General features: G+C 64.8%; 25 protein-coding genes and 4 tRNA genes. 15 read left to right on the top strand and 14 right to left on the bottom strand.

Features of this window, described 5'->3' with window-relative positions:
* The first annotated feature begins 29 nt into the window (after positions 1-29).
* Positions 30-1793 (top strand): MOSC and FAD-binding oxidoreductase domain-containing protein, encoded by a 1764-nt coding sequence (locus CG716_RS00670; protein ID WP_094475922.1) that lies wholly within the window; start codon positions 30-32, stop codon positions 1791-1793.
* Positions 1794-1915: 122 nt separating this feature from the next.
* On the opposite strand, the gene CG716_RS00665 is transcribed toward CG716_RS00670, so the two are convergent.
* The 3 genes from CG716_RS00665 to CG716_RS00650 all read right to left on the bottom strand — a co-directional run bounded on the left by CG716_RS00665 (position 1916) and on the right by CG716_RS00650 (position 3689).
* Positions 1916-2128, bottom strand: a complete 213-nt coding sequence (locus CG716_RS00665; protein ID WP_133066843.1) for a hypothetical protein — start codon at positions 2126-2128, stop codon at positions 1916-1918.
* A gap of 782 nt (positions 2129-2910) precedes the next feature.
* Positions 2911-3111 carry a hypothetical protein gene (locus CG716_RS00655; RefSeq protein ID WP_094475444.1) on the bottom strand — a complete coding sequence of 67 codons (201 nt, stop codon included), beginning with the start codon at positions 3109-3111 and terminating at the stop codon, positions 2911-2913.
* 389 nt (positions 3112-3500) lie between these two features.
* On the bottom strand, positions 3501-3689 hold the full coding sequence (locus tag CG716_RS00650; RefSeq protein WP_094475443.1) for a hypothetical protein: 189 nt from the start codon (positions 3687-3689) through the stop codon (positions 3501-3503).
* Between the two features lie 610 nt (positions 3690-4299).
* Between CG716_RS00650 and CG716_RS29815 the strand changes: the two genes are divergently transcribed.
* Positions 4300-4824 (top strand): hypothetical protein, encoded by a 525-nt coding sequence (locus CG716_RS29815; protein ID WP_133066842.1) that lies wholly within the window; start codon positions 4300-4302, stop codon positions 4822-4824.
* Between the two features lie 1298 nt (positions 4825-6122).
* On the opposite strand, the gene CG716_RS00640 is transcribed toward CG716_RS29815, so the two are convergent.
* The 5 genes from CG716_RS00640 to CG716_RS00620 all read right to left on the bottom strand — a co-directional run bounded on the left by CG716_RS00640 (position 6123) and on the right by CG716_RS00620 (position 8014).
* The gene (locus CG716_RS00640; RefSeq protein WP_234817670.1) at positions 6123-6644 is read right to left on the bottom strand and encodes a DUF6308 family protein; all 522 of its coding nucleotides are present in this window, start codon (positions 6642-6644) and stop codon (positions 6123-6125) included.
* A gap of 597 nt (positions 6645-7241) precedes the next feature.
* A complete protein-coding gene (locus CG716_RS00635; RefSeq protein WP_133066841.1) occupies positions 7242-7490 on the bottom strand; it encodes a hypothetical protein in 249 nt (82 codons plus the stop codon).
* Between the two features lie 263 nt (positions 7491-7753).
* Positions 7754-7828: transfer RNA gene (locus tag CG716_RS00630), tRNA-Val, on the bottom strand.
* A gap of 11 nt (positions 7829-7839) precedes the next feature.
* Positions 7840-7913, bottom strand: a tRNA-Cys gene (locus CG716_RS00625).
* A 28-nt stretch (positions 7914-7941) separates the two neighbouring features.
* A tRNA-Gly gene (locus CG716_RS00620) sits at positions 7942-8014 on the bottom strand.
* A gap of 174 nt (positions 8015-8188) precedes the next feature.
* Between CG716_RS00620 and CG716_RS00615 the strand changes: the two genes are divergently transcribed.
* From CG716_RS00615 to CG716_RS00580, 8 genes are all read left to right on the top strand, one after another.
* A tRNA-Val gene (locus CG716_RS00615) sits at positions 8189-8263 on the top strand.
* An 85-nt stretch (positions 8264-8348) separates the two neighbouring features.
* Positions 8349-9245, top strand: a complete 897-nt coding sequence (locus tag CG716_RS00610; protein WP_165773987.1) for a helix-turn-helix domain-containing protein — start codon at positions 8349-8351, stop codon at positions 9243-9245.
* A 157-nt stretch (positions 9246-9402) separates the two neighbouring features.
* Positions 9403-10476 carry an oxidoreductase family protein gene (locus CG716_RS00605; RefSeq protein WP_133066840.1) on the top strand — a complete coding sequence of 358 codons (1074 nt, stop codon included), beginning with the start codon at positions 9403-9405 and terminating at the stop codon, positions 10474-10476.
* 18 nt (positions 10477-10494) lie between these two features.
* Complete coding sequence (locus tag CG716_RS00600) at positions 10495-11616, top strand: Rv3169 family protein (protein WP_094475437.1); 1122 nt, start codon at positions 10495-10497, stop codon at positions 11614-11616.
* Positions 11617-11692: 76 nt separating this feature from the next.
* Positions 11693-13951 carry a molybdopterin-dependent oxidoreductase gene (locus CG716_RS00595; protein ID WP_094475436.1) on the top strand — a complete coding sequence of 753 codons (2259 nt, stop codon included), beginning with the start codon at positions 11693-11695 and terminating at the stop codon, positions 13949-13951.
* Positions 13930-14640 (top strand): TetR family transcriptional regulator, encoded by a 711-nt coding sequence (locus CG716_RS00590; protein ID WP_234817648.1) that lies wholly within the window; start codon positions 13930-13932, stop codon positions 14638-14640. The genes CG716_RS00595 and CG716_RS00590 overlap by 22 nt, the downstream gene beginning before the upstream one ends.
* A gap of 432 nt (positions 14641-15072) precedes the next feature.
* Positions 15073-15459, top strand: a complete 387-nt coding sequence (locus tag CG716_RS00585; protein WP_094475434.1) for an STAS domain-containing protein — start codon at positions 15073-15075, stop codon at positions 15457-15459.
* Positions 15460-15493: 34 nt separating this feature from the next.
* Positions 15494-15964 (top strand): ATP-binding protein, encoded by a 471-nt coding sequence (locus tag CG716_RS00580; protein ID WP_094475433.1) that lies wholly within the window; start codon positions 15494-15496, stop codon positions 15962-15964.
* Between the two features lies 1 nt (position 15965).
* Here the strand turns inward: CG716_RS00580 and CG716_RS00575 are convergent, their stop codons facing one another.
* Positions 15966-16376 (bottom strand): Zn-ribbon domain-containing OB-fold protein, encoded by a 411-nt coding sequence (locus CG716_RS00575; protein ID WP_094475432.1) that lies wholly within the window; start codon positions 16374-16376, stop codon positions 15966-15968.
* 2 nt (positions 16377-16378) lie between these two features.
* Positions 16379-17584: a thiolase family protein gene (locus tag CG716_RS00570; protein WP_094475920.1), complete on the bottom strand. Its 1206-nt coding sequence runs from the start codon at positions 17582-17584 to the stop codon at positions 16379-16381.
* A gap of 88 nt (positions 17585-17672) precedes the next feature.
* On the opposite strand from CG716_RS00570, the gene CG716_RS00565 reads away from it, so the two are divergent.
* The 5 genes from CG716_RS00565 (at position 17673) to mbp1 (ending at position 22213) form a co-directional block, all read left to right on the top strand.
* Positions 17673-18539 carry an SDR family NAD(P)-dependent oxidoreductase gene (locus CG716_RS00565; RefSeq protein ID WP_094475431.1) on the top strand — a complete coding sequence of 289 codons (867 nt, stop codon included), beginning with the start codon at positions 17673-17675 and terminating at the stop codon, positions 18537-18539.
* Positions 18536-19603, top strand: a complete 1068-nt coding sequence (locus CG716_RS00560; RefSeq protein WP_094475430.1) for an NAD(P)H-dependent amine dehydrogenase family protein — start codon at positions 18536-18538, stop codon at positions 19601-19603. Before CG716_RS00565 ends, CG716_RS00560 begins: the two co-directional genes overlap by 4 nt.
* Positions 19597-20229, top strand: coding sequence for a TetR/AcrR family transcriptional regulator (locus tag CG716_RS00555; RefSeq protein WP_207760544.1), 633 nt, complete (start codon positions 19597-19599; stop codon positions 20227-20229). Before CG716_RS00560 ends, CG716_RS00555 begins: the two co-directional genes overlap by 7 nt.
* Before the next feature lie 110 nt (positions 20230-20339).
* Positions 20340-21791, top strand: coding sequence for a hypothetical protein (locus CG716_RS29810; protein WP_094475429.1), 1452 nt, complete (start codon positions 20340-20342; stop codon positions 21789-21791).
* A 182-nt stretch (positions 21792-21973) separates the two neighbouring features.
* Positions 21974-22213: a microaggregate-binding protein 1 gene (mbp1, locus tag CG716_RS00545; protein ID WP_094475428.1), complete on the top strand. Its 240-nt coding sequence runs from the start codon at positions 21974-21976 to the stop codon at positions 22211-22213.
* A gap of 257 nt (positions 22214-22470) precedes the next feature.
* Here the strand turns inward: mbp1 and CG716_RS00540 are convergent, their stop codons facing one another.
* The 4 genes from CG716_RS00540 to CG716_RS00525 are packed head-to-tail and all read right to left on the bottom strand — an operon-like array spanning position 22471 to position 25497.
* Positions 22471-23100, bottom strand: a complete 630-nt coding sequence (locus CG716_RS00540) for a class I SAM-dependent DNA methyltransferase (RefSeq protein ID WP_094475427.1) — start codon at positions 23098-23100, stop codon at positions 22471-22473.
* On the bottom strand, positions 23097-23864 hold the full coding sequence (locus tag CG716_RS00535; protein WP_094475426.1) for a PIG-L deacetylase family protein: 768 nt from the start codon (positions 23862-23864) through the stop codon (positions 23097-23099). The genes CG716_RS00540 and CG716_RS00535 overlap by 4 nt, the downstream gene beginning before the upstream one ends.
* Entirely contained in the window at positions 23861-24787 is a 927-nt protein-coding gene (locus CG716_RS00530; protein WP_094475425.1) for an acyl-CoA dehydrogenase family protein, read from the bottom strand. Before CG716_RS00530 ends, CG716_RS00535 begins: the two co-directional genes overlap by 4 nt.
* Positions 24784-25497: a glycosyltransferase family 2 protein gene (locus tag CG716_RS00525; RefSeq protein ID WP_234817647.1), complete on the bottom strand. Its 714-nt coding sequence runs from the start codon at positions 25495-25497 to the stop codon at positions 24784-24786. The genes CG716_RS00530 and CG716_RS00525 overlap by 4 nt, the downstream gene beginning before the upstream one ends.
* Positions 25498-25509: the final 12 nt, after the last annotated feature.

Genomic DNA, 25509 nt, shown 5'->3' with positions numbered 1-25509 from the left:
TCGCTTCGCCCCAAGGAGAGGAGACCATGATGGCGACACTGACGTCGGTGAATGTCGGCATGCCGAGGAATGTTGACTGGAACCAGCGCACCGTCTACACCGGCGCGTGGAAGCACCCGGTGACCGGGCCGCGGATGGTGCGTCGGCTCAACGTCGACGGGGACGGCCAAGGTGATCTCGGCGGGCATGGAGGGGAGAATCGCGCCGTCCTGGTTTACCAACTCGACTCCTACCGGCACTGGGGGGAGGTGCTCGACCGTGATGACCTCGTGCCTGGGCTGCTGGGGGAGAACTTCACTGTCGACGGACTTCCCGACGACGAGGTGTGCATCGGCGACCGATACCGGATTGGGCAGGCGGTCCTGGAGGTCACCCAACCGCGGGTCACCTGCTACCGCGCCGGCATGCGCATCGGCGAACCGCGGATGGCGGCACTGCTGGTCTCGCACGGGCGACCGGGGTTCTACTGTCGGGTGATCAACGAGGGTGAAGTAGAAGCCGGCCAGGACATCGTCAAAATCAGTTCTGGACCCGAGCAGGTGTCAGTCGCCGAGATCGATGCACTGCTTTACCTGCCCGGGCATCCCCGCGACGCCCTCCAACGCGCACTGCGGATTCCAGCACTGAGCGCCGGTTGGCGAGCGTCCCTACAAAGCTTGGCGGAGCAGACCGGGAGCGCGGCGGGATCGGCGGGCAACGTCGGTCTGACAGCCGCCGCGAGCAGCCCGCCACCAGCATGGACTGGGTTTCGGCCACTGCGAGTCAGCGCCGTTCATGAGGAGAGTCGCCATGTGCGTTCAGTCTCGCTAACTGACCCCGAGGGCGCACCCCTTTCGGAATGGCTTCCAGGACAGTCGATTACGTTGCGGCTCTTCCCCGAGCCGAACGGTGCGCCGCTGATTCGCAATTACTCGTTGTCGAACCGGCCAGGCTCCACGGACTACCGAATCAGCGTCAAACGGGAACCACACGGGTTGGCCAGCGGTCACATACACGGTCACGTCCACCCTGGTGATCTCCTCGACGTCGCCGCACCACGAGGCACCTTCTTCCTCACCGACGCGCCCGCGCCGTTGATTCTGCTCTCCGCCGGAGTGGGAGCCACCCCAGTGCTATCGATGCTGCACTGGCTCGCCGCTACACGTTCACAGCGTCCGCTCTGGTGGCTGCACGGCGCCCGCAACGGAGAGGAACACCCGTTCGCCGAGGAGAGCCGCGATTTGCTGAACCAGTTGCCTGGCAGTCGTTCTCACATCTTTTACAGTCGTCCAGCACCGGCTGACCGGAGCGGCATCGACTTCACCGAGCAGGGCCGACTGTCCCGCGAAGCGATCGGTCGACTCGACCTCCCGCGCGACGCACACGCCTATCTGTGCGGACCGTCGGCGTTCATGAATGAACTCAGCTCCGGTCTCGTGAGCCACGGACTGGATCCCGCCCACGTCCACTCCGAACTCTTCGGCGCCGCAGCCGCTCTCACACCCGGAATCGCTGCGACGTCGATCCCCCCGCACCCACCCATGGGGCCGCCCGGACCCGGCCCCGTGGTTCAGTTCGCACGCAGTGGCCTATCCGTTCCCTGGGGACCGCCCAGCGCCACTCTGCTCGAATTCGCCGAGACGTGTGACGTCCCGACTCGCTGGTCCTGCCGTACCGGGGTATGTCACAACTGTGAGACCGCGCTGCTTTCGGGGACCGTCCGCTACGACCCCGAGCCCCTGGAGCGTCCCGCAGAGGGGAACATTCTGATCTGTTGCTCACAGCCCTGCGAAACCGTCGTGATCGATCTATGACAGACTCCAGCGCTCGCTCCCGCGGGCACCAGACGACCACTTTACGTTCAGCCCGGCCGGCAGATTCTGGGTGGCTGCATCCACCACCGTCATCACGCTGTGTGGTCCGCTCAGACGCTGGGCTACCCGCTCGATGCCGCCACGTGGTACCCGACGCCGACGGTCACCACATTGTCGCCCCGGTGGCGGCGGGACGGGAGCGCCAGCGGACGGGAGCCGTCACCGGGGCTGCGATTAGGAACGTCGTCAAGGAGCGCGATCAGATCACCCGCCTTGCTGAGATGTTCGATCGCAACCTGCCCCTCCATCGACTCGGTCGACGTTTCCGTCAGCACCGAGCGCCTCAGAAGCACACCTGAACAGGTCAAAATTGAGTCCCCGAGGCACATCGAATGGGGTCTCGATGTTCACCGACAAGCCCGGTTGAACATAGTCCGTCGACTGCGGATCCAGGTACACCGCCGCGAGGGTATCTGCGGGGTTTTGCGCCCCGTCGATCACCAGTGACTGACTGTCGGTGAAATACTGTTGCGGTTGGCTCCCAACGTTTTCCCCCGTGGAGGAGCTCGACGAGCGTTTCGCGCCGGCACTTCCCGAGCGATGAGCCGAAGCGGTGGTCTGGCCCGCCACCGGAGAGTCGATGACGGGGCTCGTCGGTGCCCTAGAGCGGGAATGTGGACGAGGTCGGTGCTCTAGGCGGCCTGATAACCTCCGGGCGTATGTGGGCAATGCGCACACCGCCTGGCGGTAACGCCGAGCGAAGCAAGATTTTGGTGGCAATTGCGACCGTGGTAGGTGCACTCACCGCCGTCGGTGTTATCGTCGCTGTCGATCGAGGTGGCCCTCCCCGTGACGAAGCGTCCTACCAGCAGGGCTACCGCGACGCGAAGGAATACCTGCGAATACCAGGCGGACCAGGCGCGGATTTCTGCGAGGACAGATATGAAGCCAGATATCGGGCCGGGGCGACGAACGTCAAGAAAGACTACGTACAGGGCTGCCTAGACGCTGGCGGCCACGACTGAGTACCGGCTGTGGAGCTAGGGCTGAACCACCTAGTAGGCAACATGATTCGGCCCGCCACCCCGAAGGATGGCGGGGCGGAGTCAGGTGTAGCTCAGAGGGCCGCGACCCCGCGGCGGTGGATCTCAACTTGCCGGTCTAAGCGTGCAACTGCTTGGGCGCGATGCCAGCGCATTACCCGCCGGCCGCCGCGGTAGAGGCTGTACGCCGCGATAGCGGCGAGGATCCACCACTTGAGTTCCGCATCCGCGGCGGCGAGCAACACCACGGCGATCAACGGCAAGACGATCCTCATGGCTTGAGACGGTAGCGGGACCAGATGACAACCAGGTCACCAACTCCGCATGAACGCGTTACCACCCCGGAAGGATGGCGCCCCCGGGGCCGATCAGCGGCTCTTACGGTGGCGGCGATCGGGGCAACGTCTCCATCTCTGCCCGCCAAGCGGCGCTCTCGGCGGCAGCTGCCTGCGCTGCGGATCGGAGCCAGTCCTCGTCTATTGGTCCGGTGATGCTCCGCCGGTAGTAGCCAGGGTCGTCCATAATCGACAGGGCTTCGTCATCGAGCCGCCGCCATGGCCTCGTGCCATGCCCCGTCGTCGGCGGGTCTTGGGGTCGGCTTGATCGTCTGGACCCGCGGAAGGTCGGCTGCCGGGTTGCTCAGCACTCAGCCGAACTCCCATGCCTAATCGAAGAACGCGCGCACCGCAGCTCTGTAGCTCTTGCGGGTCTCCGGGCCCCGTTCTTCGCCATAGCAGGCGAAGAACGTCGTCAGGTCGTCCTCAGTGACGGCATTCGAATGGGCACCGATTTCCCTGGCAACAAAGCGGAGCTGGGAGTGGCGCAGCTCGACCGTCTGGGGTGAGCGGCCCACGCCACGCAACTACGTGAGGTACTCGTCAATCAGGGACAGCCAAGTGATCGGCGCGTCGGGTAGCACTTTCCGGCGGCTCACAGTTGCACCAGCACCCGTGCGGCGATGTTCATCGCTCGTGACATGCCGACTGTAGTGATCGAGCTCAAACTCGGCTTGACTGACATCACACCACACGCTTCAGCGGCTACGGCTCAAGAGAATTGATGGACGATTGTCAATCAATGCTTCAGAAGACCCCACTTCGAGACCGCTAGGGCGTGCACCGGGTGTCCAGCATGGGTGTACCCCAACTAGGCAGGTCTGCGCATCAATAAGGATTCCGGGGCGGTGAACTGTTCTGTTCATTGTTGGAGGCCGAGTGGGGCAGCCGTTTCCATGGTCACGGAGCCGCAACGCTGGCTATTCGAGGCTGCTCCCACCTGTAGGCAGGGGCAGTTCGAGGGCTTTCCGATTGAACACGAAGCGGCGCGTGAACACGAAGCGGCGCGGTGCAAAGTGGGTGGATCGGCTACTTCGCGTTTACCTTTGGATTTGCAGCATGCGCTGTGCTTGTCGGCTAAGAGCGATAGTCTAAAGGTTCCCGTACAGAGGCAAAGGAGGACCTGCCGTGGCAAGGGAGCTCCTAGACATTCCGCGCGACGATGGTTTGGTCCGGCAGATTCAATTTGTAGAAGGAGGCCTGGCCGTATTCGATGCTTCCGCTGAAGCCATTGCTGCGAATTGGACGACCAACAATTCGCCATCGGAGTTTGTTGAGACGATCTTGTCCATCGCCTCACTAGATGATTCCGATATAACTCTAGACCTATCGAATACTGGAAATTATTTTCAGTTGAGCGAAGATCGGCTAATTAAGTATGTACGCGGAGAATACCGCGATTTCTTTGATTCAAATTGCCGCTTTCTTCGAATCGACGTTTCGTTGACGCGGTCCATCATGTATCAACCGATGATGGCGGATGGGATCGTCTTGGCGGGATTTGGTGACAGCACCTCAGACCTTTATAATGGTGACCAATATTTTGCGGAGAAGCTGGTGCACTTGACGGCAAATCCGGAATACATCAGCGACGATATTCTAGGCTCGCTTGCTGAGCTATCAAAGCTGTTTTATTCCGGTACCAAACAATGATGGGTTAGGGGATTACCACAATGAGCTGTAGTGATTCAACGAATAACAGTCCGTCGTGGCTTAAAATTGTGAGTCAAGTCATCACTTCTGGTGGAAATTGCACGGTTAGCGTTAACGGCGTCGATTGTCATCGAGTGCACGCCGAGAATATTAGCAATCTTCCGTATACGATTGAAATCGAAGCTAAATGTACTTCTCCGAGTGTCCGTTATCAGGGCACCGCCCCAGATGCAGAGTGGAAGACTTCGTTCACACTGCCGCCACGACCCGGTAAGAAGAACCGGGGAGGGCCGCGGAAGAGCCAGAGGGCGGCGGAGGAGAAGCTCACGAGTCGTGGAGCTGCGAATTATCAGAACATTGTGACCAAATTGACTTGGAATCTGACAGGCGGCGCGGCAGCGTCAAATACAGAGACGCTGAATATACAAGTTTCAACCAGTAAGTAATAGGATGCTGCTTCAGTTCCTCGCGGATGGGCCGCCAATTCCCGCGCCAACATGGAGTGAACGATATAGCCCGTTACTTCCCGTAGTTTTTGCAATCGTCCTATTACTGCTAAGTCCCTTAATTACTGACGCTGCCAACAGCGCTCTCCTTGGCCACATTAACCGAGATGCCCAGAAGGCCGGAGTTCCGACGGATGCCGCGTACTACCCCAATACTCATCCCGCGCAGATGCCTGATTATGTTGAGTACGTTTCCGATTTCGTTCAGATTATTCCAGCTGGAATACTCCCTATCATTACCGGCTTATTGGCTTTATCCGCCGATCTAAACGTAGTCGTGGCTATCGCAGTGACTGCCATTGCATTCATAGTAACGTGTGGGCTCCTGCTTTGGGTATTCAAAACCCCACCAGCCACTTATGCGGAGCGCAAAGGGCGTAGTCCGTATTCTCTCGTGACGGTATTTTCGATCATCATGAACTTGATTTGTGTTATTGCTATTGGCGTGACCATTTAACAATAGGATTCACCTGCTGCCTTACCTACCACCTGCCCGTTCTGTGATACCGGTGTTGTCGGCGGCCACAGGCCATAACATTCAGGATGGCGGAGATGTAGCGCCCATTGCCGCAGTTGGCCCCTGCGCGATTATCGAATCGGTCGAGCACGCTTTCGCTGGCCGTGGCTACGTGACGGCCTCCAGCTTCTTCTAAAGCGCCATGTTGCATCGTTTAACGCCTGCGGAGAGCCGACGCCTTCACCATCGCAGGGTCAAGGCGACAGGCAGGTGAAATTAGCCTTCATCCACAACTCGCCGAAACATGCACTTGTGGTCTATAGACGGGGTGAGGGCTATGGCCAACTGTCGAGAACCTCCATGGTTAGTTCGGGAGGCACGCCGGCGGTCACCGCAATGCATGTGAGCGGGTCCGGTTCATAGGCGCGTTCGGCAGCGTCCAGCCAAGCGTTCCGCCTCTTCCCGGCACGCTCGTCCTTGTCATCTTGAGAGCACCAAAGCACGATGTCGAGTAGACGAAGATCCGAGGCGACGTCGATATCTGCCACGGAACCCCGCAGGGATTCGCGCAGTTGCGTCATGTGTTCCCGGTGCTGATTCAGGTAAGTGGCGAGGGCATCGACTACCCGCTGTATGCGCTCGCGGCGAGAAACCTTTCCCTCCGAGAAGCCTCTGCGGCTGAACCCAAAGGCCATCGCGACATAGCCGTCGAGGACAGGCACCGCGCGGGGACGATAGAGAGATGAGACCTTTGTCGATTTCGGCACCCATACGCCGGGGTAACCGAACGAGCACAAGTTGTGAACGGCCTTCCGCTCGGACTCATCGAAGTCCGCGAGATCCTTCCCTGTGGGGATGCGGAGATCCGCTGCGCGAACGCCGTTCGCCGCGCAAGGGAGAACGCGTCAAGGTTGCCCACAGATAGACGGCCTGCGAGCGCATCCGCCCAGAGAAGCGACCACGGTGCAACCATGTCGAAGTGGCCGGCTTCTCTAGCTTCGGCGCCGGCTAGGTCGTATGACTGCCATCCGCTGCGACGGGAGCAGCAGAACGAGACGACGCGCTTAATGGCGTGTTCCCACGGGATCGGCGCGATGCCGTCTGCGAATCCGCGAGCGATGTCAAATTCAAACTTGGCCACGTCTAGGTTCCTCGACTTCTATCTGGCAAAGCATCCAGTCGCTTAGCGTTTGCTCGAGTAAGTCGCTCGAATTGCCTTATGTTACTGGCTAATCCACGGTTATGCTGCGATTTCCATTCTCCTGCAATACTTTCCGTTGCTGGCGGAGCTTCCGTTCGTATATTCCATTTGGGGTAGGGGGGCGGGTTAAATCTTTAGACCCTCAAGGAAGTCGCGACCTACTCAGCCATATTTCCCCCCGCGTCAATTCCCCCACGAAAAGGAGAACGGCGTACCCGCTCGCTCTCCTTGGCTTTCGACAGGGCCGGGTTGGCTACATATCAATCGACGGGGGAGGGTTCGTGCCCTCGGGGACGAACCGGCGCCAGTGCATCCACGCCATCTGCACCCCGTGCATCGCGTCGAGTAAATCTTGGCAGTCGGCCTGACTGAGCTTCACTGGCTCGTCAGGTCCCCACGCTTCGCTGGTCGCGAAGGCTGCGGTGGATAGTTCTTCCCAACAGCGGCGGAGCCACCGGAACGCCCCCTGGTCTTCAATACGCATTTTGTAGTCATCGCTCATGCGAATCATTGTTCGCCGCAGTGGTGACACGGGTTCGACGCGGGGGCATACGAGGTTATCCCTCGGCGGTGAGGGTCTGGCCCGTGGTCGGTGCGGCGGTCAGTGGCCCCACGACGGGGGCAGCGCGTTCAAGATGAGGTTCACGGCCAGCGCGAAACAGATGACGACCAACACGGCCAAGGGTAACCGGACAGCTAGTCGCATGAATGTCGCACGCGGTCTAACGAGATGTTCTAACTACCGCTATCTAAGTGCATAAACTCTGGTGCGCGATACTGGGATTGAACCAGTGACCTCTTCCGTGTCAGGGAAGCGCTCTCCCGCTGAGCTAATCGCGCGGGGTAAATCTTGGAGGTGGAGACGGGAATCGAACCCGTGTGCACGGCTTTGCAGGCCGTTGCCTCACCACTCGGCCACTCCACCGTTGGGTCTGATGCCACTAAGACCTTCGAGCGGACGACGGGATTCGAACCCGCGACCCTCACCTTGGCAAGGTGATGCGCTACCAACTGCGCTACGTCCGCGCGCCTCGGACGAGATCGTCGCCCGCTGCGAAGGACGACAATAGTCCACGCAGCCGAAGCCACACAAATCCCGTGGGCCGAGCCCTCCGACGAGCACATTCCGGCCGGATGGTCTTGTCGTGCTAGTGTTCCTGGTCGGCGAGTCGCCACCTTTCAGGTGTGCCCGCCACCCCGGGTCTCGTAGCTCAGTGGGAGAGCGTCCGCCTCACACGCGGAAGGTCGCTGGTTCGATACCAGCCGGGACCACCACCAAAACGGCAGAATCGCACTGATCTGCCCGCGCGCGCAGCGTCAGTGAATCAGTCTGGCGGACATCGCCAGAAGGATGGTGGTCATGGCGCGACGATCGCCGCAGACCGAACGACTGGTGGAGATCGTCGAGTATCTGGCCGCCGCACCCCAGGACACCCATCAGCTGACCGATATCGCCCGCCAACTCGGTATCGACAAGGCGACCTGTTACCCGATGCTGACGGAACTGACCCGGGTCGGCTGGCTGGTCAAGGAACAGCGCACCAAGGCCTACCGCCTTGGACCCCGCCTGGTGGCGGTCGGCGAGGCCGCAGCCGTGGCGCAGCAGCTGGCTGAAGTAGCGCAACCGGCGATCGCCGCACTCAGCGCCGACCTCGGCTGCATGGTGTGCCTCGTGACGCCGTCGTCGGCCGACCTCGTCATCGCACACGTCGAGCGCTCGCCGCAGGACGCGCGCCCCGACCTGCCGGTACACCCCGGCGACCGTCTGGAATTCCGGCCGCCGCTCGGAGCGGTCCTGATCGCGTGGGCGGGCCCGCACGCGGTCGACGTCTGGCTGCGCCGGGACCCCGTGTATGCCGCCGACCCGGGGCAGTGCCACCACACGCTGGGCGTGGTGCGGGGGCGGGGTTTCGCAGTCGAGATGCTGCCGGTACCGATCACCGAACTGCGCTCGATGGCCAGCGACACCATCGGTGAGTTCTACGGTTCCCGCCGCGCCCAGCGGATGGCCGGCAACCAGGACCACACCCTGTCCTCGGCGCAGCTCCTCGGCGACATCGACAAGGGCGCGGTCTACGAGCCGCTCGGCATCAGCTCGGCGTGCTTCGACGCGTCGGGTGCGGCGGTGGCTGCGGTCGCGGTCATCGAACCGCCGACGCCGATCGCCGGCGCCGCGCTGATGGAACTGGGCGGACGGGTTCGCGCCGCGGCGGCGGCCGTGACGGCCCGCCTGGGCGGCCATCCGCCCGACGCCTGACCTGCACAGTTTGCACTATGCAAATCATTGCTGGTGCCGTGAGCTCTGCACTAGCGTGACTTCGGCCGCAGCTGGGCCGCAGGTTTCCCGAATCGCCAGCCTCGCCAACGGCTTTAGGCAGGGTGCAACGAATGATGAAGTGAAGGAAGGAAACAGCGTGGGCGAGCTGACTGGCCAAGCGGTCGTGGACACCGTCGACGACATCGACTCCCGTTGGCTGACAGCGGCGTTGACATCATCAGGGCTCGATGTCGCGGTGGGTGCGGTGTCCGCGGAGCGGGTCGGCACCGGCCAGATGGGCTCGTGCTTCCGGCTGCAAATCGAATATGCCCACGGTGACGGACCGGCCACCCTGATCGCCAAACTGCCCGCGTCCGAGGCCGACAGCCGGGCGGCCGGCACCCTCGGATATCGCTGCGAGACTGGCTTTTACAGTGAATTCGCCCACCGCGTCAGCGCGCGGCTGCCGCGCTGCCACTACGTCGCCGCCGATCCCGCGGCCAACGCCTTCACTCTCTTGCTGGAAGACCTGGCGCCCGCCGAGGCGGGGGATCAGATCGCGGGTTGTTCCACCGAGCAGGCCCTGGCGGCCGCGGTCAACGTCGCGGGACTGCACGCGCCGACCTGGAACGACGAATCCATCCGCACCCTCGAATGGCTCATTCCCGACCTGACGGCCATGCCGGAATTCACCGGTGAACTGCTGGCCAACGCCACCGCACAGTTCCTCGAGCAGAAGCCGGTGCAGCCGAGCACAGCGCAGGTGCTGCAGCAGTTCTCCGACCGTTTCGCGCAATGGGCCACCGGCCGGCGGACGCCGTTCGCACTGCTGCACGGCGACTACCGGCTGGACAATCTGCTCTTCGCCCCACCCGGTGCGCCCGAACCGGTCATCGCCGTGGACTGGCAGGTGATGTCGTCGGGATCCCCGCTGCGCGACGTCACCTTGCTCGTCGCGTGCGGCCTGTCGGTCACCGACCGCCGCGCGGCCGAACGCGACATCGTCGCGGCCTACCACCAACGGCTCCTGGAGCTCGGTGTCACCGGGTACGACGCCGAAACCTGTTGGGAAGACTATCGGTACGCGTTATTCCAGGGTGTGTTCATCACGGTACTGGGTGCGTTCGTTTCGCAAGCCACCGAGCGCGGTGACCGGATGTTCACCGTGATGGCAGATCGGGCTGCTGCGGCCATCACCGATCTCGACGCCTTCGCACTGCTGGGATCCTGACAAGCCCTTTGGAGGACCATGCTCACCCCGTTCGACGACTATCCGATCCACGCGTCCGCGGATCCCATCGCGACGCCGGCCAGTGCCGATCCCAATCACTATGACCGGTACTGGTTCAACGGTCATCAGCGAGACGGCGACTTCTACTTCGGGGCGTCGATGGGCCACTATCCGGTCCGCGGTGGCATCGACGCCGCGTTCAGCATCGTCAAGGACGGCATCGAACACTCGGTCTTCGCCTCCGGGGCCATGCCCCAGGATCGTTCCACCGCAATCGGTCCCATCCGGATCGAGGTCATCGAACCGATGCGCGTGATCCGCTTCGTCGTCGAGCCGAATGACCATGGGATCACCTGCGACCTGACGTTTCGCGCCACGACAGTCGCTATCGAGGAACCCCGTCAGCAGCGGCGCACCGTCGAGGGCGTGCTGCTCACCGATCACACCCGTCTCACCCAGTGGGGGACGTGGGAGGGCGCCATCGCCGTCGACGGCGACGAAGTGGCCGTGCACCCCACGCAGGTCTCCGGCACCCGCGACCGCTCCTGGGGTATTCGACCGGTTGGTGACCAGGTCCCGGTGCTTCGCGAGCCGATGCCGTTCCAGGTGTTTTGGCTTTGGGCGCCACTGCATTTCGGAGATCGCTTCACCCACTTTGCCTTTCACGAACACGAGGACGGGCGCCGCTGGCTGGAGACGGCCCAGGTGCTCGCGCCGTTGGCCGCTGACACCGCCCCGTGGAGCCGGACCGGCGTGCGCGAATGCCATGACATCGCCTACGACATCGAATGGGAGCCCGGGCGGCGCGAACTGCGGCGCGCACGGCTGTCCTTTCAGGATCCCGTCGAGGGTGCGACACATATCGAGATCGAGAAGGTCTTCACCTTTCGCATGCGCGGCATCGGCTACTGGCATCCCTACTGGAGCCATGGTAGCAATCACGGGGTGCTGGAGACCGGCCGTGAATCGATAGCCCTGGACGACTTCGACCCCACCGACTTCGCCTCGATCCACTTGCAGAACCTGGTGCTGGCCACCATGGGCGACCGTCGCGGTGTCGGGGTGGTCGAGCAGATCGCCATCGGCCCACACCAGCCCAGCGGGCTCACAGGCTTTACCGACGGCTGGTCGGCTTCGTAACGACGTTTGACAGCGCCGTAATTTTGATAGACATTATCAAAATTGCGTGACGTAGCGCGCTCGTGCGGAGGTTCCAATGGGTTCGACCGAGCATCTGGTGACCTGCCCCCTGTGCGAGGCGATGTGCGGGCTGCGAATCGGCGTCACCGACGGGCACGTGTCCAGCGTGCGGCCCAACAAAGACGACGTGTGGTCGGCCGGCCATATCTGCCCCAAGGGCGTGTCGATCGGTCAACTGCACCACGATCCCGACCGGCTCCGTCAACCGATGGTGCGGCGCCCCGACGGCAACCATGTCGCGGTGTCCTGGGACGACGCCTACGCCGAGGCCGAGCGGGTGCTACGGCCGGTCCTCGACTCCGATGGAATCCGCGCTCTGACCGTGTACATCGGCAATCCTGTCGCGCACAACAGCGACCTGGCCAGCTATATCGGCGCGTTATTGGGATTCGCCCAAGCCGGCGGCATGCAGGGCTACTACTCGCCCGGCACCGTCGACCAGTGGCCGTTGAACGTGGTGAGCTGTCTGCTCTTCGGCGGAATGTGGAACGGGCCGATCCCTGACCTGTACCGCGCCGATCACCTCATGGTGCTGGGCGCCAATCCCGCTGCGTCCCAAGGGTCGATGCTCTCCGCGCCGGACATCATGAGCCTGCTCAAGGACGTCAAGGCGCGGGGCGCTGTGGTGGTTGTCGACCCACGGCGCACCGCGACCGCCGAGCGTGCCAGTGAGTGGGTGCCGATTCAGCCCGGCACCGACGCCCTGCTGCTGTTCGCGATCCTGCGCACGCTGGGGGAGAACGGGTGGGTGCGCAAGCCCGATCACCTCCGCGACCGGGTGCTGGGCCTCGACGAGGTGGTCGCGCTGGCGGATCAGTTCACGCCGGAACGGGTGGCCGCAGCCACCGGCATCGAGGCTCCCGTCATTCGCCGCCTCGCCCACGATCTAGCCCACGCTCGAAATCCTGTGGTGTACAGCCGAATCGGTGGCTGCGCTCAGGAGTTCGGCACACTGACCACCTGGCTGGTGTTCGTGCTCAACACCGCCCTGGGTGCGCTGGACCGAACCGGTGGTGCGGTGTTCGCCAAGCCCCCGGTCTGGGTGCCGATGTTCGGCAAGCCGCCTGACCAAGACGGTGCGGGCTACCGGTTCGGACGGTTCCACAGCCGGGTGCGCAAGGCGCCCGAGGTGTTGAGCTCGTTTCCGGTGGGCTGCCTCGCCGAGGAGATCGACACCCCCGGCGACGGCAGGATCCGCGCGCTGATCACGGTGGCGGGCAACCCGGCGGTGTCCGTGCCCGGCGCCGGCCGATTGGCCCGCGCGCTGGAGAGCCTGGACGCGATGATCTCGATCGACAACTGGCTCAACGAAACCACCCGCCATGCGCACGTGATCTTTCCGGGACTGTCGCCCCTCGAACACGCCCACATCGACGACCTCTACTGGATCTACGCCGTGGCCTCTTGTATCAAACACTCCGAGGCCGTCTTCGATCCGCAGCCCGATCCGCATCGCCCACATGAGTGGGAGTTGTTGTTGCGCTTAGGTGGTGCGCTGTTCGGCACTCCCGTCGCCGACGTCGACGTTGCCGCACTCGACGACCTCTACACCGCCGGCACGATCGCCACCTTCGCGGGCTTGCCCAACAATCCGCTGACCGGCCTCGACGCGGCCACCGTGATGGCGGCGCTGGAGGGCAACGGGCCGCAACGACTGGCCGACCTGAGCATCCGCGTCGGACCGTGGGGTGACCGTTTCGGCGAGCGTCCCGGCGGGCTCACGCTGGCCGAGGTCAAACGCCACCCCAACGGCCTGCGACTGGAAGAACTGGCCGGCGGCCGCCTCGACGAGACGGTGACGACGCCGTCGGGCAAGGTCGAGTTGCTGCACGACCACATCACCGACGACATTCCGCGGCTCGTCGCGCGGATGGACCGCACCAGACCCGAGCTGGTGATGACCAGCCGACGTCACTTGCGGTCCAACAACTCCTGGCTGCACAACGTGCCCACCCTGATGAAGGGACGCGACCGCTGCACGCTGCTGATCCACCCCGTCGACGCCGCCCGCATCGGCGTCAGCACCGGGGCCGCAGCCGAAGTCAGCACCACCGAAGGCGCGATCACCGTACCGGTCGAGGTGTCCGATGAGATCACCCCCGGGGTGGTCAGCCTGCCGCACGGCTGGGGTCACGGCTTGTCGGGCACGCAACTCGACATCGCCAACGCCCATCCCGGCGTCAACAACAACCTTCTCAATCCCACCGATGTCATCGACATCCCGAGCAACACGCACGCTCTCAACGGAATCCCTTGTCAGATAAGGCCGGTCTGACGATGGACAAGACCCGGTCGGTGCCGCGCCGGGGTCGTCCGCCGCGCGTCGACAAGATCGCCATCGCCAGGGCGGCACTCGATATCGGGCCCGACAACGTCACGATGCGGCGCGTAGCCGAGCATCTCGGCATCAGCCTGCCCGGCCTCTACCACCATGTGAAGAACCAGGACGAACTCCTTGGGCTGGCCGCCGAAGGCGCGCTGGCCCAATCCCCACCACCGCCGTACCGCGGCGGGCATTGGGCCACCTGGCTGCGCAGCTATGCCACCTACGTCCGTACTGTGCTGGCCGCCGAGCCTGCGCTGCTGGAGAAATTCGTCAGCGGCGGGGTGCGCGACGACGGAGAGATGGCCTACATCGGTGACGCGCTGGATGCGTTGCACAGCAATGGCTTAGCGCCTGACGACGCCATTGCGGTGTGGGCCGCGGTCAGCGCCCTGGCGATCGGCAGTGTCAGCGAAGCGCACCGGGAGCACCTGAACGCCGAAGTCGGCCAGCCGTGGCGTGCCCGCATCTTCACGCTTCTCGCACGACGAGCTCCCACGGAATATCCGGCATTACGGGCCATCGCGGAATCCGGCAACGATCCGTTCGACAGCGAGGCCTTTCAGCAGCAGGTCACCCTGCTGCTGAAGGGGATCGCAAGCCAGTACGAACTGCCTCTTGAGCCGGCTGCCGGGGCGTGAACCGCGACGCCGTGATTCGCCACTGGGTCGCCGGCCGTACTGGCCTCCGCGGCATCAGCAGGGCGGCTGGCCGGTGGCAGCTTGGGCCCGGGCGGCAGCGTCGGCGCAGGAGAATTAGCCGTCACGTGAGCGTTGGAATCAGGCATCCACGCGCGCCGAGATCGACGAAACGATGCGTTTCTCTGGCCCTTCTGCGCCTGGTTGCTGGTTTGGGCGAGAGTGGAACCTGCTGGTAAGGCGCTGTCGTTGCCGCATCCCAGGACGATGTGCGTTAGCCTGGAACGGTCGTCCCGGTTGATTTCCCGGTCCCGACACCGCGCCGGAAGAAACTCGGCGCAGAACTGCTAGTAAGTTCTTGCCAGGTTCAGACGGCAGCCGCGCAGGCATGATCTAAGCGAGTGCGCCGTCCGGCGCGCGCTAGTGAGGTGAATTTTGGACGAGCAAGCCACTGCCACCACCGGTACGACTACCGCTGCCAACACAGGTTGCGTGATCGACGAGGAGTGGTTCGGGCGTACTGTCGTCATCTCCGCATCCGGAGTGGTTGACATGCTGACGTCACCGCAACTGGAGACCAGCATCGCCACCTCTCTGAAAAAGGACCCGGCCGCCATCATCGTCGACCTCTCCGGCGTCGACTTCCTCGCTTCGGCGGGAATGGGTGTGCTGGTCGCAGCCCGGGACAAGGCTCCCGCAGAGACGGGCTTCGGTGTCGTGGCCAGCGGGCCCGCGACTAGCCGACCGCTCAAATTGGTCGGTTTGGCCGACATCGTCGGTCTATACGAGACATTGGAAGAGGCACGCGCGGCGCTCGGGTGAGTAATTCGGGGAAGTTGGGTATACGGGATTCGCCATGACGACACCGAGTTACCCCTGTAGCCCAGCCGACGGCGACCGCTTCATTCGTAACAATGTCGTCGCTGATGCGCACAACGCAGCCAGGATCCGCGATGAGTTCGCGACCTGGCTGCGCACGCGTGGGGATCTCGACAAGGTTCGGTTCAGCGACGTCGTCCTTGCGGTCAACGAAGCGCTAGCCAATACCGCCGAGTTTGCCTACCTGCAGAGCGGCATTTCCGGCACCATTGATGTCGAAGCCGTCCGCGTCGGCGGCACCCTCACGATCACCGTCACCGACCAGGGCAGCTGGCGTGAACCGACCCCAGCCACATGCAGTCGCAGCCGCGGTCGGGGGATCCCGCTGATGCGGGCGTTGTCCGATGACCTCACCATTGACACCTCTGCGCTGGGCACCACGGTGTGCTTGCGTTTCGAGAACTTCCACGCAGCCCGCCAAAACGACGTCGACTCCAGAGTCGGCTAGGTCACGCGGGCTCGTAGCGCAGCATCGTCACGTTGTCGGCGGGGTAGTCGAAGAGCACCGGCCGCAGCCGCATGCCGACGTGAAGATCGGCCGGCTCGGCGTTCACGATCTCGGTGGAGAACCGAGGGCCCTCGTCCCACTGCACGACCGCGAGCAGCTGCGGCACATCCCCGGCGAAATGCGGGGCCACCGGCCGGTACGCCACGGTGTAGGTATAGAGCGAGGCTGCCCCCGAGATCTCCCGCCACTCCAGGTCGTCGGCCAGCGTGCCGGGCGCCAGGACGCGGGGATAGAACACGTAGCTCTGCGACGACGGCGAGTATTGAATACGGATCTTGTGTTCGGCCAGTGCATCCCAGAACGGTTGGGTGGTCGGCGTCGGGATCGGCATCGGCTTGACGAAATCGCCCATGACTAATCACCTTCCAGCACGAGGGTGGTCTGTTCACTCAGGATGCCGCCGTTGCCGGAGACGAAGGCGCGGTTGCAGTCGGGGACCTGGGTGGCACCCGAGCGGCCCATGATCTGGCGGGTGGCATCACAGATGTGGTGCATACCGCCGGCGGTACCGGCCTGCCCGTAGCCCAGCTGGCCGCCGGCGGTGTTCATCGGGAAGTCGCCGCGGAACGTGAGGTCGTGCTCGGCGATGAACTGCAGGCCCTTACCCTTCTCGCAGAAGCCCGCGTCTTCGAGGCTGAGCAGCACGGTGATCGTGTAGCAGTCGTAGATCGACACCATGTCCATCTCGGCCGGTGTCAGCCCGGCCATCGCAAACGCGGACCCGGCAGCCTTGATCATCGGTGTCTGCAGAAGCTCGTGGGCGTAGGTGGGGGTCTTGTAGGGCACCCGCTCGCCGAATCCCTTGATCCATACCGGCCGGTTGGCGCCGCGGCGGGCCAGGTCGGCGTTGGCTACGACGACCGCCGAGCCCCCCATGACCGGCATCACGATCTCCAACATGTGCAGCGGTGCGGCGATGACGGGGCTGTTCACGACGTCGTCGACGGTGATCGGGGTGTCGTGGAAGATCGCCCCTGGCGTGTGGTTGGCATTGACCCGCTGGTCGACGCTGATTTTGGCCATCGTGCGTTCGTCGTAGCCGTAGGTGGCGCCGTAGAGGGTCGCGACCTGGCCGTAGGGCCCGTTCTGTCCGAGATTGCCGTAGGGAATCTCGAATTCGGCCTGCGGCGAGCCGTACCGGTTGCTCGACGCCCCGAAGTACATCATCTCCGTCATATCCAGCGGTTTGTGCTCACTGGTCGGGGTCATGGCCGTTGCCGGGATCACGCACAGCACGGCGTTGCACAACCCCAGCTCGATGGCCGCCGCGGCGCGCCACACCATCGCCGCCGCGCTCGCCCCGCCGAGGTCGACCTTCTCCGCGAAATTAGCCTTGATGCCCAGGTATTCGATGACGGTCGACGGCACGAAGATCTGCGACTCCTGCAGATGAGTGGTACAGATGCCATCGACGTCGGAGGCCGACAAGCCGGCGTCGTCCAACGCGGCCGCTGCCAGCCGGGCCCACTGCTCGAGGGTGAACTCCAACGGCCCGGTCGGCCGTTTGGTGGAGGGGAGTTCGGTGTAGCCGACGATCGCGGCTTCTCCGCGCAGACCCATGCCGCCGCCCTTCGTGTCATTGCCCAATAACATTAAGCATGTAATCATATTGAGCACTTAATGAGAGTCTCTGGAGAGGTAGCTCACAGTGTCAACACCCTTGGACGGCAAGGTCGCCGTCGTCACCGGCACCAGCCGAGGCGTCGGCCTCGGTATCGCACACGAATTGCTGCGCGCCGGGGCCACGGTCATCGGCTGCTCGCGCGGGCCGCTGGATGCCATACCGGGAGTGGCTGACCACCCGGAGTGGCTGGCCCGGTCCTCGCAGCGGGTCTGCGATCAGGGGGACTACCGGGCAATCGACACGTTCGTCGACGCCGTGGTCGCGGACTACGGCCGCATCGACATCCTGGTGAACAATGCCGGCGGGACGGTGCCCGCACCGCACGTCGAGGACATTCCGGAGCTCGTCTCGCGCATCCAGGGCGCACCGAATTCCGCCGACGACTACGAACGCACGGTGTTGTTCCACGCCTTCGCCATTCAGATGAACCTGATCAGCCCGATGTGGTTCGCCATTCGGGTTTTTCGGCAGATGCGGGAGCAGGACGGCATCGGCTCGATCGTCAACATCTCCAGTGGCGCAGGGCATCCCGCCGGTTCGCCGACGCTGGTGTCTTACGGTGCGGCCAAATCCGGCCTGAACCATCTGACCCGTTCGCTGGCCGAGGAGTGGGGGCCGAAAGTTCGGGTGAACTGTCTGGCGCTCGGTCCGACGATGACCGACAATTTCAAATCCTTTGTGCTCCCCAAGGACGACCCGACGGGCGAGAAGTACTTCCACGCCGTACCCATGAACCGCGCCGGAGAGCCGGCCGAAGTCGGCCGCGCGGTGGTGTTCTTGTCCAGTGGGACAGCCGATTTCATCAACGGCACTACGATCGAGATCGACGGCGGAATGATGCCCGGCGTGCTGTACGAGGCAGGCCTCAAGACCATCACGGATCTGCTGTGAAGCGCGTCATCCAGTTCGCCACCGGCAATGTCGGAAAGCACGCTCTGCCGATGATCATCGAGCGGCCCGGCCTGCAGCTAGTTGGACTGCACGCCCACGGCGCCGACAAGGTGGGCCGTGACGCCGCCGGGGTCTGCGGCCTGTCCGAGCCTACCGGGGTCATCGCCACCAACGACATCGACGCTCTGGTGGACCTGGGTGCCGACTGCGTGGTCTACACCTCGCAGGCCGAAATGCGCCCGCAGCAGGCGATCGAGGAGATCTGCCGATTCCTGCGCGCGGGCACCAACGTTGTCGGCACCTCGATGGTGTGGCTGGTCGCCCCGCACCAGGCTGACGCCTGGATTCGTGAGCCGCTGGCCGCGGCCTGCGCCGAGGGCGGCACCTCGCTCTACATCAACGGCGTCGACCCGGGCTACTCCGGTGACAGCCTCGTCTACACCGCGCTGACGTTGGCCGGGCGGGCCACCGCGATCACGGTCTCAGAGATCTGCGACTACGGCAGCTACGACGATGCCGAGTTCACCGGCGTCAGCTTCGGTTTCGGCACCACACCGGATCACACCCCGATCATGTTCGCCCCGGGTGTGCTGACCTCGCTGTGGGGTGGGCAGGTGCGCTCGCTGGCCGAGATACTCGGCGTCAGCCTCGACGAGGTGCGCGAGCGGCACGAGAACTGGGTGACACCCGAGCAGATCGACTGCACGATGATGAGCGTGCCGCCCGGCCATGTGGCCGCTGTCCGGTTCGCGGTGGAGGGAATCCGCGACGGGCACCCGGTGATCACCATGGAGCACGTCAACCGGCTCACGCCGGTCACCGCGCCGGACTGGCCGTATCCGCCCGACGGGCGGCTCGGAGTGCACCGGGTTGTGGTGCACGGCAATCCCGGAGTGGAGATCAACACCCACCTCGGCCTGGGTGGCGTCGACCACAACGACGGCGGGGTCATCTCCACTGCGGCCCGCGCCGTCAACGCCATCGATGCGGTGTGCGCCGCACCGCCGGGCCTGTTGTCGGTCAAGGACTTACCTGCAGCGCACGGCAACACGGTGATGTGGTGACGCCCAGCATCGCGCCGCGGCGACCACCGGGCGGCAGCCAACAGCGCGCCGACCGCACTCGCGACGCCGTTCTCGACGAGACGGTGCGCTGCGTGATTGACGAGGGGTACGCCGCCGCCAGCGCCAAGCACATCGCCGAACGCGCCGGCGTCACCTGGGGCGTGGTGCAGTATCACTTCGGTGATCGCGACGGCCTGCTGATGGCCGTCGTCGACCGCGGCTTCACCGAGCTGCTCGATTCGCTGCGCAATCTGCCGCCCTCGTCGGTTGCGCAAACCCTCCGCAAGCGAGTCGAATTGGTGGTGCACGCCGCGTGGGACGTGTTCTCCAGCCCGACGTCGCGGGCGTCGTTGGAGATCCTCATCGGCACCCGGGCGATGCGCGACAAGCGGGCAACCCGACACCTCGTCGAATTGCAAAGAGCCATCACCGATTTGAGTCGCGATATCGCCGAGGGGCTGGACAGTCCGCACGCCGCGGCGGTCGGTGACTTGATCTGGGCCACCATGCGCGGCCTGGTGATCTCGCAGCTGGTCATGGCCGGCCCGCTGGACACCAGCCGGGAACTGTCGGCACTGGTCGATGTGATCTGCGCCTACCTGGATCGGCACGGGCAAACTCAATGAGCACCAAGCAAAGCCACAGTTAAGTCATAGCGTCACAGTTCGGTTATGGCCTTGCGCCGATTCGGCGCGCCTGGGTGACATCGGCGGTGAGCCGTGGTGATCATGGCTAAATGACCGAACCACTGGGAATCTCCGTGGGCACGACGAGCCTGGTCGCCGCGCGCGCCGGGTCGGCGGCGGTCATCTGTCCCCCCGAGTTGGCCCTCGGTGACCAGGTGTGGACCGGTTTCGTCGAACGGGTCGGCGACCCGGCGCCCTTGGTGGGGGACGACGGCATCGCCTACCGCGCCGAGCAGCTGCTTGCCCTCGCCTTGTCCGCGCTGGCCGATGCCGACGGATGCGGGCTCGCGGCCGTGGCCGGCATCGCGGTTCCGGCGCACTGGGGCCCCGGCCGCCGCGACGCCTTGCGCGATGCGATCTGGAGCCTGCCCGGGATGGCAGGCACGCCGCCACCGGTCCTCGTTTCCGATGCCACCGCCGCGTTGCGCTCGCTACAGCGTGATCCCGGGCTGCCGGGCCGCGGCGTGATCGTCGTGTGCGACGTCCGGCCTACTGATGCCACCGTCACGCTGGCCGATGCCGGCGCCGACTACCGCCAGATCGGCGAGACCGAGCGGTTGACGGAGTTCTCCGGCGCAGCTCTCGACGGCGTGCTGGACCGGGCCAGGATTTCCCGCACCGATATCAGCGCCGTCACCGCCATTGGAGATGAAGCGTCGACACCGATTGTGGTCCAACAACTCTCGGATCTGGGACTCCCGGTCACAGTCTCGGCGCATCCGCAACTCGATGCGGCGCTCGGGGCGAGCTTGGCCGCAGCCCGCCAGCTGGCGGCCGACGCGCCGACCGGGCTGGCGCCGGCGCCATTGATCGCCGACGTCGGTCCGCAGTCGGCGACGATGGCCGCCGCGCTGGCGTGGTCGGCTGACGAAACTCCGGACGAACCAGTCTCGCAAGGCCAGTCCTACAGCTACAGCGACTACGACTACCGGGGCTACGACGACTACGGCGACAGCGACGACGACCTCTGCGTCCTGGGGGACGACCCGCCCAAGCGGCGCGGATCGGGCCTGACTCGCAGCGTTCCGTTGCTGCTCGGCGGGGCCGCCGCCATCGCCGCGGTCGCGGTCGGCGGGTTCGCGTACACCCTCACCGGTGCCAGCACCCCAGATACACCCAGCACTCCAACGGTGAACCCGGCTCCGGTCACCGCGGTCAATTCCGTGCCGAGCGTTGCGCCGCCACCACCGCAAGCGCCGGCGGCGCCCGCGCCCGCGCCGACCGAGACCGTGACGATGACCAGAGCGCCCGTCAGTACCGTCACCGAGCAGGCGCCGGCACCGCAGACCACCGTTGTCACCGTGGAAACGACGATCACGACAACACCGACCACCACGACGACGCCGACCACCACGACGACGACGCCGACTACCACCACCACGACGCCGACTACCACCACCGAGTGGGACACCACGACGACGAGAGCCCCGCTGATTCCTGGTCTGCCGCCGCCACCCCACATCCCCGGCCTTCCGCCATTGCCTCGAATCGGGTTGGGCTGACGCACGTCGCCACAAGACGTGCAGCTAGACGCTTAGTGTGCGCGATGCCACACGGGTTTCCCGCGCCACGGGCGGGTGAGACCGTTTGCGTCCGCCCGTCGACGGGAAGACCACAGCAGGCAGATAGGGAGTTTCCCTTCACGTCCAACGGGCGTGACGCCACACCGAGAGGAAAAACGGACATGGGCGAACACAACAGCGGACCGGAAGAAGCCGTCAAGGGCATCGTCGAAGGCGTCAAGGGCAAGGCCAAGGAAGTCATCGGCGCCGTCACCGGCCGGGACGACCTCCAGCGTGAGGGCCAGGCCCAGCAGGACAAGGCTGATTCTCAGCGGGAGGCCGCTCAGAAGGAAGCCGAGGCCGAGAGCGCTCGGGCCGCCGCAAAGGCGAACGAGGCGCGCGAAAAGGCTGAGCAGAGCTAACGTTTCGACGTTACGGGCCCGGCACCCTCAAGGGGGGTGCCGGGCCTGTTGCATGTTTGCCGATTTCGGGCGTGGGAATTCTGTCGAGACGCAATCCGCCTGGACAGAAGGTGTTCACCATGCCGAACGCGTCGATCAAGAACGAAAAGATGTATCGGGACCTTCGTGAGGAAGCTAACTCGTTGTCGGGGTATTCCAGCTCACCAAAGAGAAGCTGATCACGGAACTCCGCGACCACTGAGCGTGGTTCCCGCGTTCTAGCCTTCGGCCCCGGGCACGCTTGTACGGGCTGCGACCGATTGGGCTGAGCCGGTGTCGAATACCTCGATGGCGACGTCCTCGTCGTGGTACCCGCCGATGCGATGCAGTCCGGGGTTGGCGCCGATGATCGCGTTGGCGGCATCGCCGGAGAGCGGATAGTCGTCCACCGGATGCCGCCAGTGCGCGGCGATCACGGTGGCGTTCGACGGCAGGCGCGGAACCTCGCGGTCCAGTATCGCCCGCAGTGCCGCGGCGTCGAAATAGTATGCGACTTCCGAAATCACGACCAGATCGAAATCGCCTGCTGGCCAAGGTGTATCGAGCGATTGATGCAGCAGGGTGACGGCCTCGCGCCGCCCACTGCGGCGTAGCCGGGCGTCGGCCTGTTCCAATGCTGTCTCGGCGATATCGACGGCTGTCACGTGATCGCAGCGCGCGCTCAATTGTTCGGTGAGCACCCCGATGGAGCATCCCGGCTCGAACGCATGGCGGTACCGCTCGTCGGGGAGCACTGCCACCGTGAGCGCGTACTTGCGACGCTCGTACCAGCGCGACTCGAGCTGCCACGGGTCGGCCGACGCCTCGTAGAGAGCGTCGAAATAGCCGTCGGGCAAGTCCCGCGTCACCGGAACACCACCTCGCCCACGTGAAGCAGCCGTGTCACGACATGAGGTGGCAGTATCGGATCGCGACCGGCGCCACCGGGTTCGAGCTGACTCTGGAACAACTCCACGGCTCGTTGCTTGCGTTCCGCCGCAACAGAATCCGTCACGACTCGAGCAGCACGATGCCCCGGAATATTCGGGTCGTCGGGCTTGGCCCAGTGCCACATCCAGACCGGATACTCCAACAGGACCGCGCCGGTGCGGGACGCGGCCACAGCCGCAGCGCGGCCGACGGCCTCGTGGTCTGGATGACCGTCGCCGCGCCAGGTCGCCGCGCACCAGGTGCCGGCCGGCCGCTCGTGAAGGAGGTCGCTCAGGGAATCGGCCAGCCTGGCTTCTTGATCAGCCAAGCCACCGTCGGGAAGTCCCAGGAATGTCGGCCGATGCAGGCCCAGCAGGGCTGCCGCGCAGCGTGATTCGTGGCGTCTGGCTTGTTCGAGACGCTTCTGCTCCCAGGGTGCCAGATCCGGCCATGCCGCGCCGCCGTCGCTCGCGACAACTGTGTGCACGTCGACACCGCGTGCCGCAGCCATGACCGTGGCGCCGCCGAATCCGAGTGTCTCGTCGTCGGGATGCGCTGCCACCACGACCAAGCCGGGGCAGTCCTCGAGTCGCAGCGGGGGAAGGGAGTCCCGCCACGGGAGCCATTCTTCGGCCGGTGTGCCGCCGTCGGCGATTGGCGCATCGGCCAGCCGGAGGGCGTTGCTGGCCTCATCGGGTCTCATCGGGCCACCAGGGCACCCAGTGCGGCAAGGTCCTTCTCGGCGTGACTCTGCCTGACGTACATGGTCAGATCGGCGACGTGGCGGGCATGGGCGGCATCGAGCGCCAGAGGTGTGGGGCCGAGTGCGCGGGCAGTGCGACCGATGACTTCCTCGACCGCCCTTTCCACCACTGCCCGCAGCCGCCGGGCCGCGACCTCCGCATCATCGCTCGGTGCGGTATCGACGTGTTCGGCGGTGCGGGCAAGCAGGGCCTGCGCCCCGGCGAGTGCGGCGTCGACCGCTCCGAGATGAGCCGCGGCGTGCGGATCGCCGGCGTGTTTGTCGGCCACCGCACGGTAGAGCGGAGCAGCCACGGCGCGGGCGGCCCCCAGCCAGCAGGCGGCGACCCCGGCCGCACCGTGCCAGAAGCCTGGCCGGCTCAGATAATCGCCCGGCCCGCCGACCGGAATGGCGGGCGCGTCGCTGAACCGCACTGACCGGGTGTCCGAGCCCGCCATCCCTGCGTTGCGCCAATTGCTCTGCAGCGGTTGCACTCCGGGGCCACAGAGGTCTACGGCGAACAGTCCGCGGCTGCCGGCCGAGGTGGTGGCAGTCACCAGCGCGTCCGAGCAGAGCCCGGCACCGGAACACCACGCCTTGGTCCCGCTCAACGACACCCCGCGGCCGTCCTCATGGGCCCGGACCGTGGCATCCGGTGCCTCCGCCGCCCAGACCCCCCACAACCGGCCGGGCCGTGCCGGTGGCCCGGAAAGCTCGGCCAGGATGGCAACCGCGTCGGTGTGTGCCTCGGCGAGCCGGCCGGCCACCACATCGGACTCACACAGGTCGGCAAGTGCCGACCAGCGCGACAAAGTTCGGCCCGAGCCGGGCAGCGGCAGATCCAGTTCACCAGCATCCAGCCACCGGCCGACCGTGGTGATCATGCCGAGTCCCTGGCCGGCCTCGCCAGCGCACCGCGCAGGTGAGCGGCGAATCCGGCTGGGGCGCGGCCGATCTGGCGGGCCGACGTGACCACTGAGAGCCTGGTGTCGCGGCGGATCCGGTATCCGGCCGCTTCGAATCGGCGCACCAGGTCGACGTCTTCGCCGGTGGCCTGCTCGGTGAACCCACCCACGTGCCAGTACGCGTCCGCGGCGAATCCCATATTGGCTCCATGGATGTGCTCATGGCCACCGCGATCCCGGTGAATCTTGGCGTGGTAGGCGCGAAGGTAGCGCCGGGCGGCGGCGGCGGGGATGTCTCGCCAGTTGTTTATGCGGACGACGCCGAGCACCATGTCGGCCTGAGCCGTGAGCTGACGCAGCAGCCAGTTCGCATCGACCCGGGAGTCGGCATCGGTGGTCGCATACCAGGTGAGCCCGTCCCCGAACCGTGCCCGCGCGTACGAGAATCCCGCGGCCCGGGCTTTGCCCACGTTGTGCGCCTCGATCGGCAGGAAATGCACGGTCGGCCCGAATCGATCAGCTAGGGCGCTACTTCCGTCATCGCAGGCATCCAGCACCACGATCACAGTCACCGGCAAGTCGACCCGCGCAGCTGCCGCGAGGAGCGCGGTCAGGCAGTCGGGCAAGGCACACACCTCGTTGTGGGCGGGAACCACGACGACCACGTGGTCGAAATCTACTCGGGACACGCTCTCTGAAAT

Origin of the sequence: Mycolicibacterium sphagni (genome assembly GCF_002250655.1) — a bacterium.
GTDB classification, from domain to species: Bacteria; Actinomycetota; Actinomycetes; order Mycobacteriales; family Mycobacteriaceae; genus Mycobacterium; species Mycobacterium sphagni.
The sequence above is the reverse complement of the archived record's forward strand: the minus strand, read 5'-3'. Positions and strand labels throughout refer to the sequence as shown.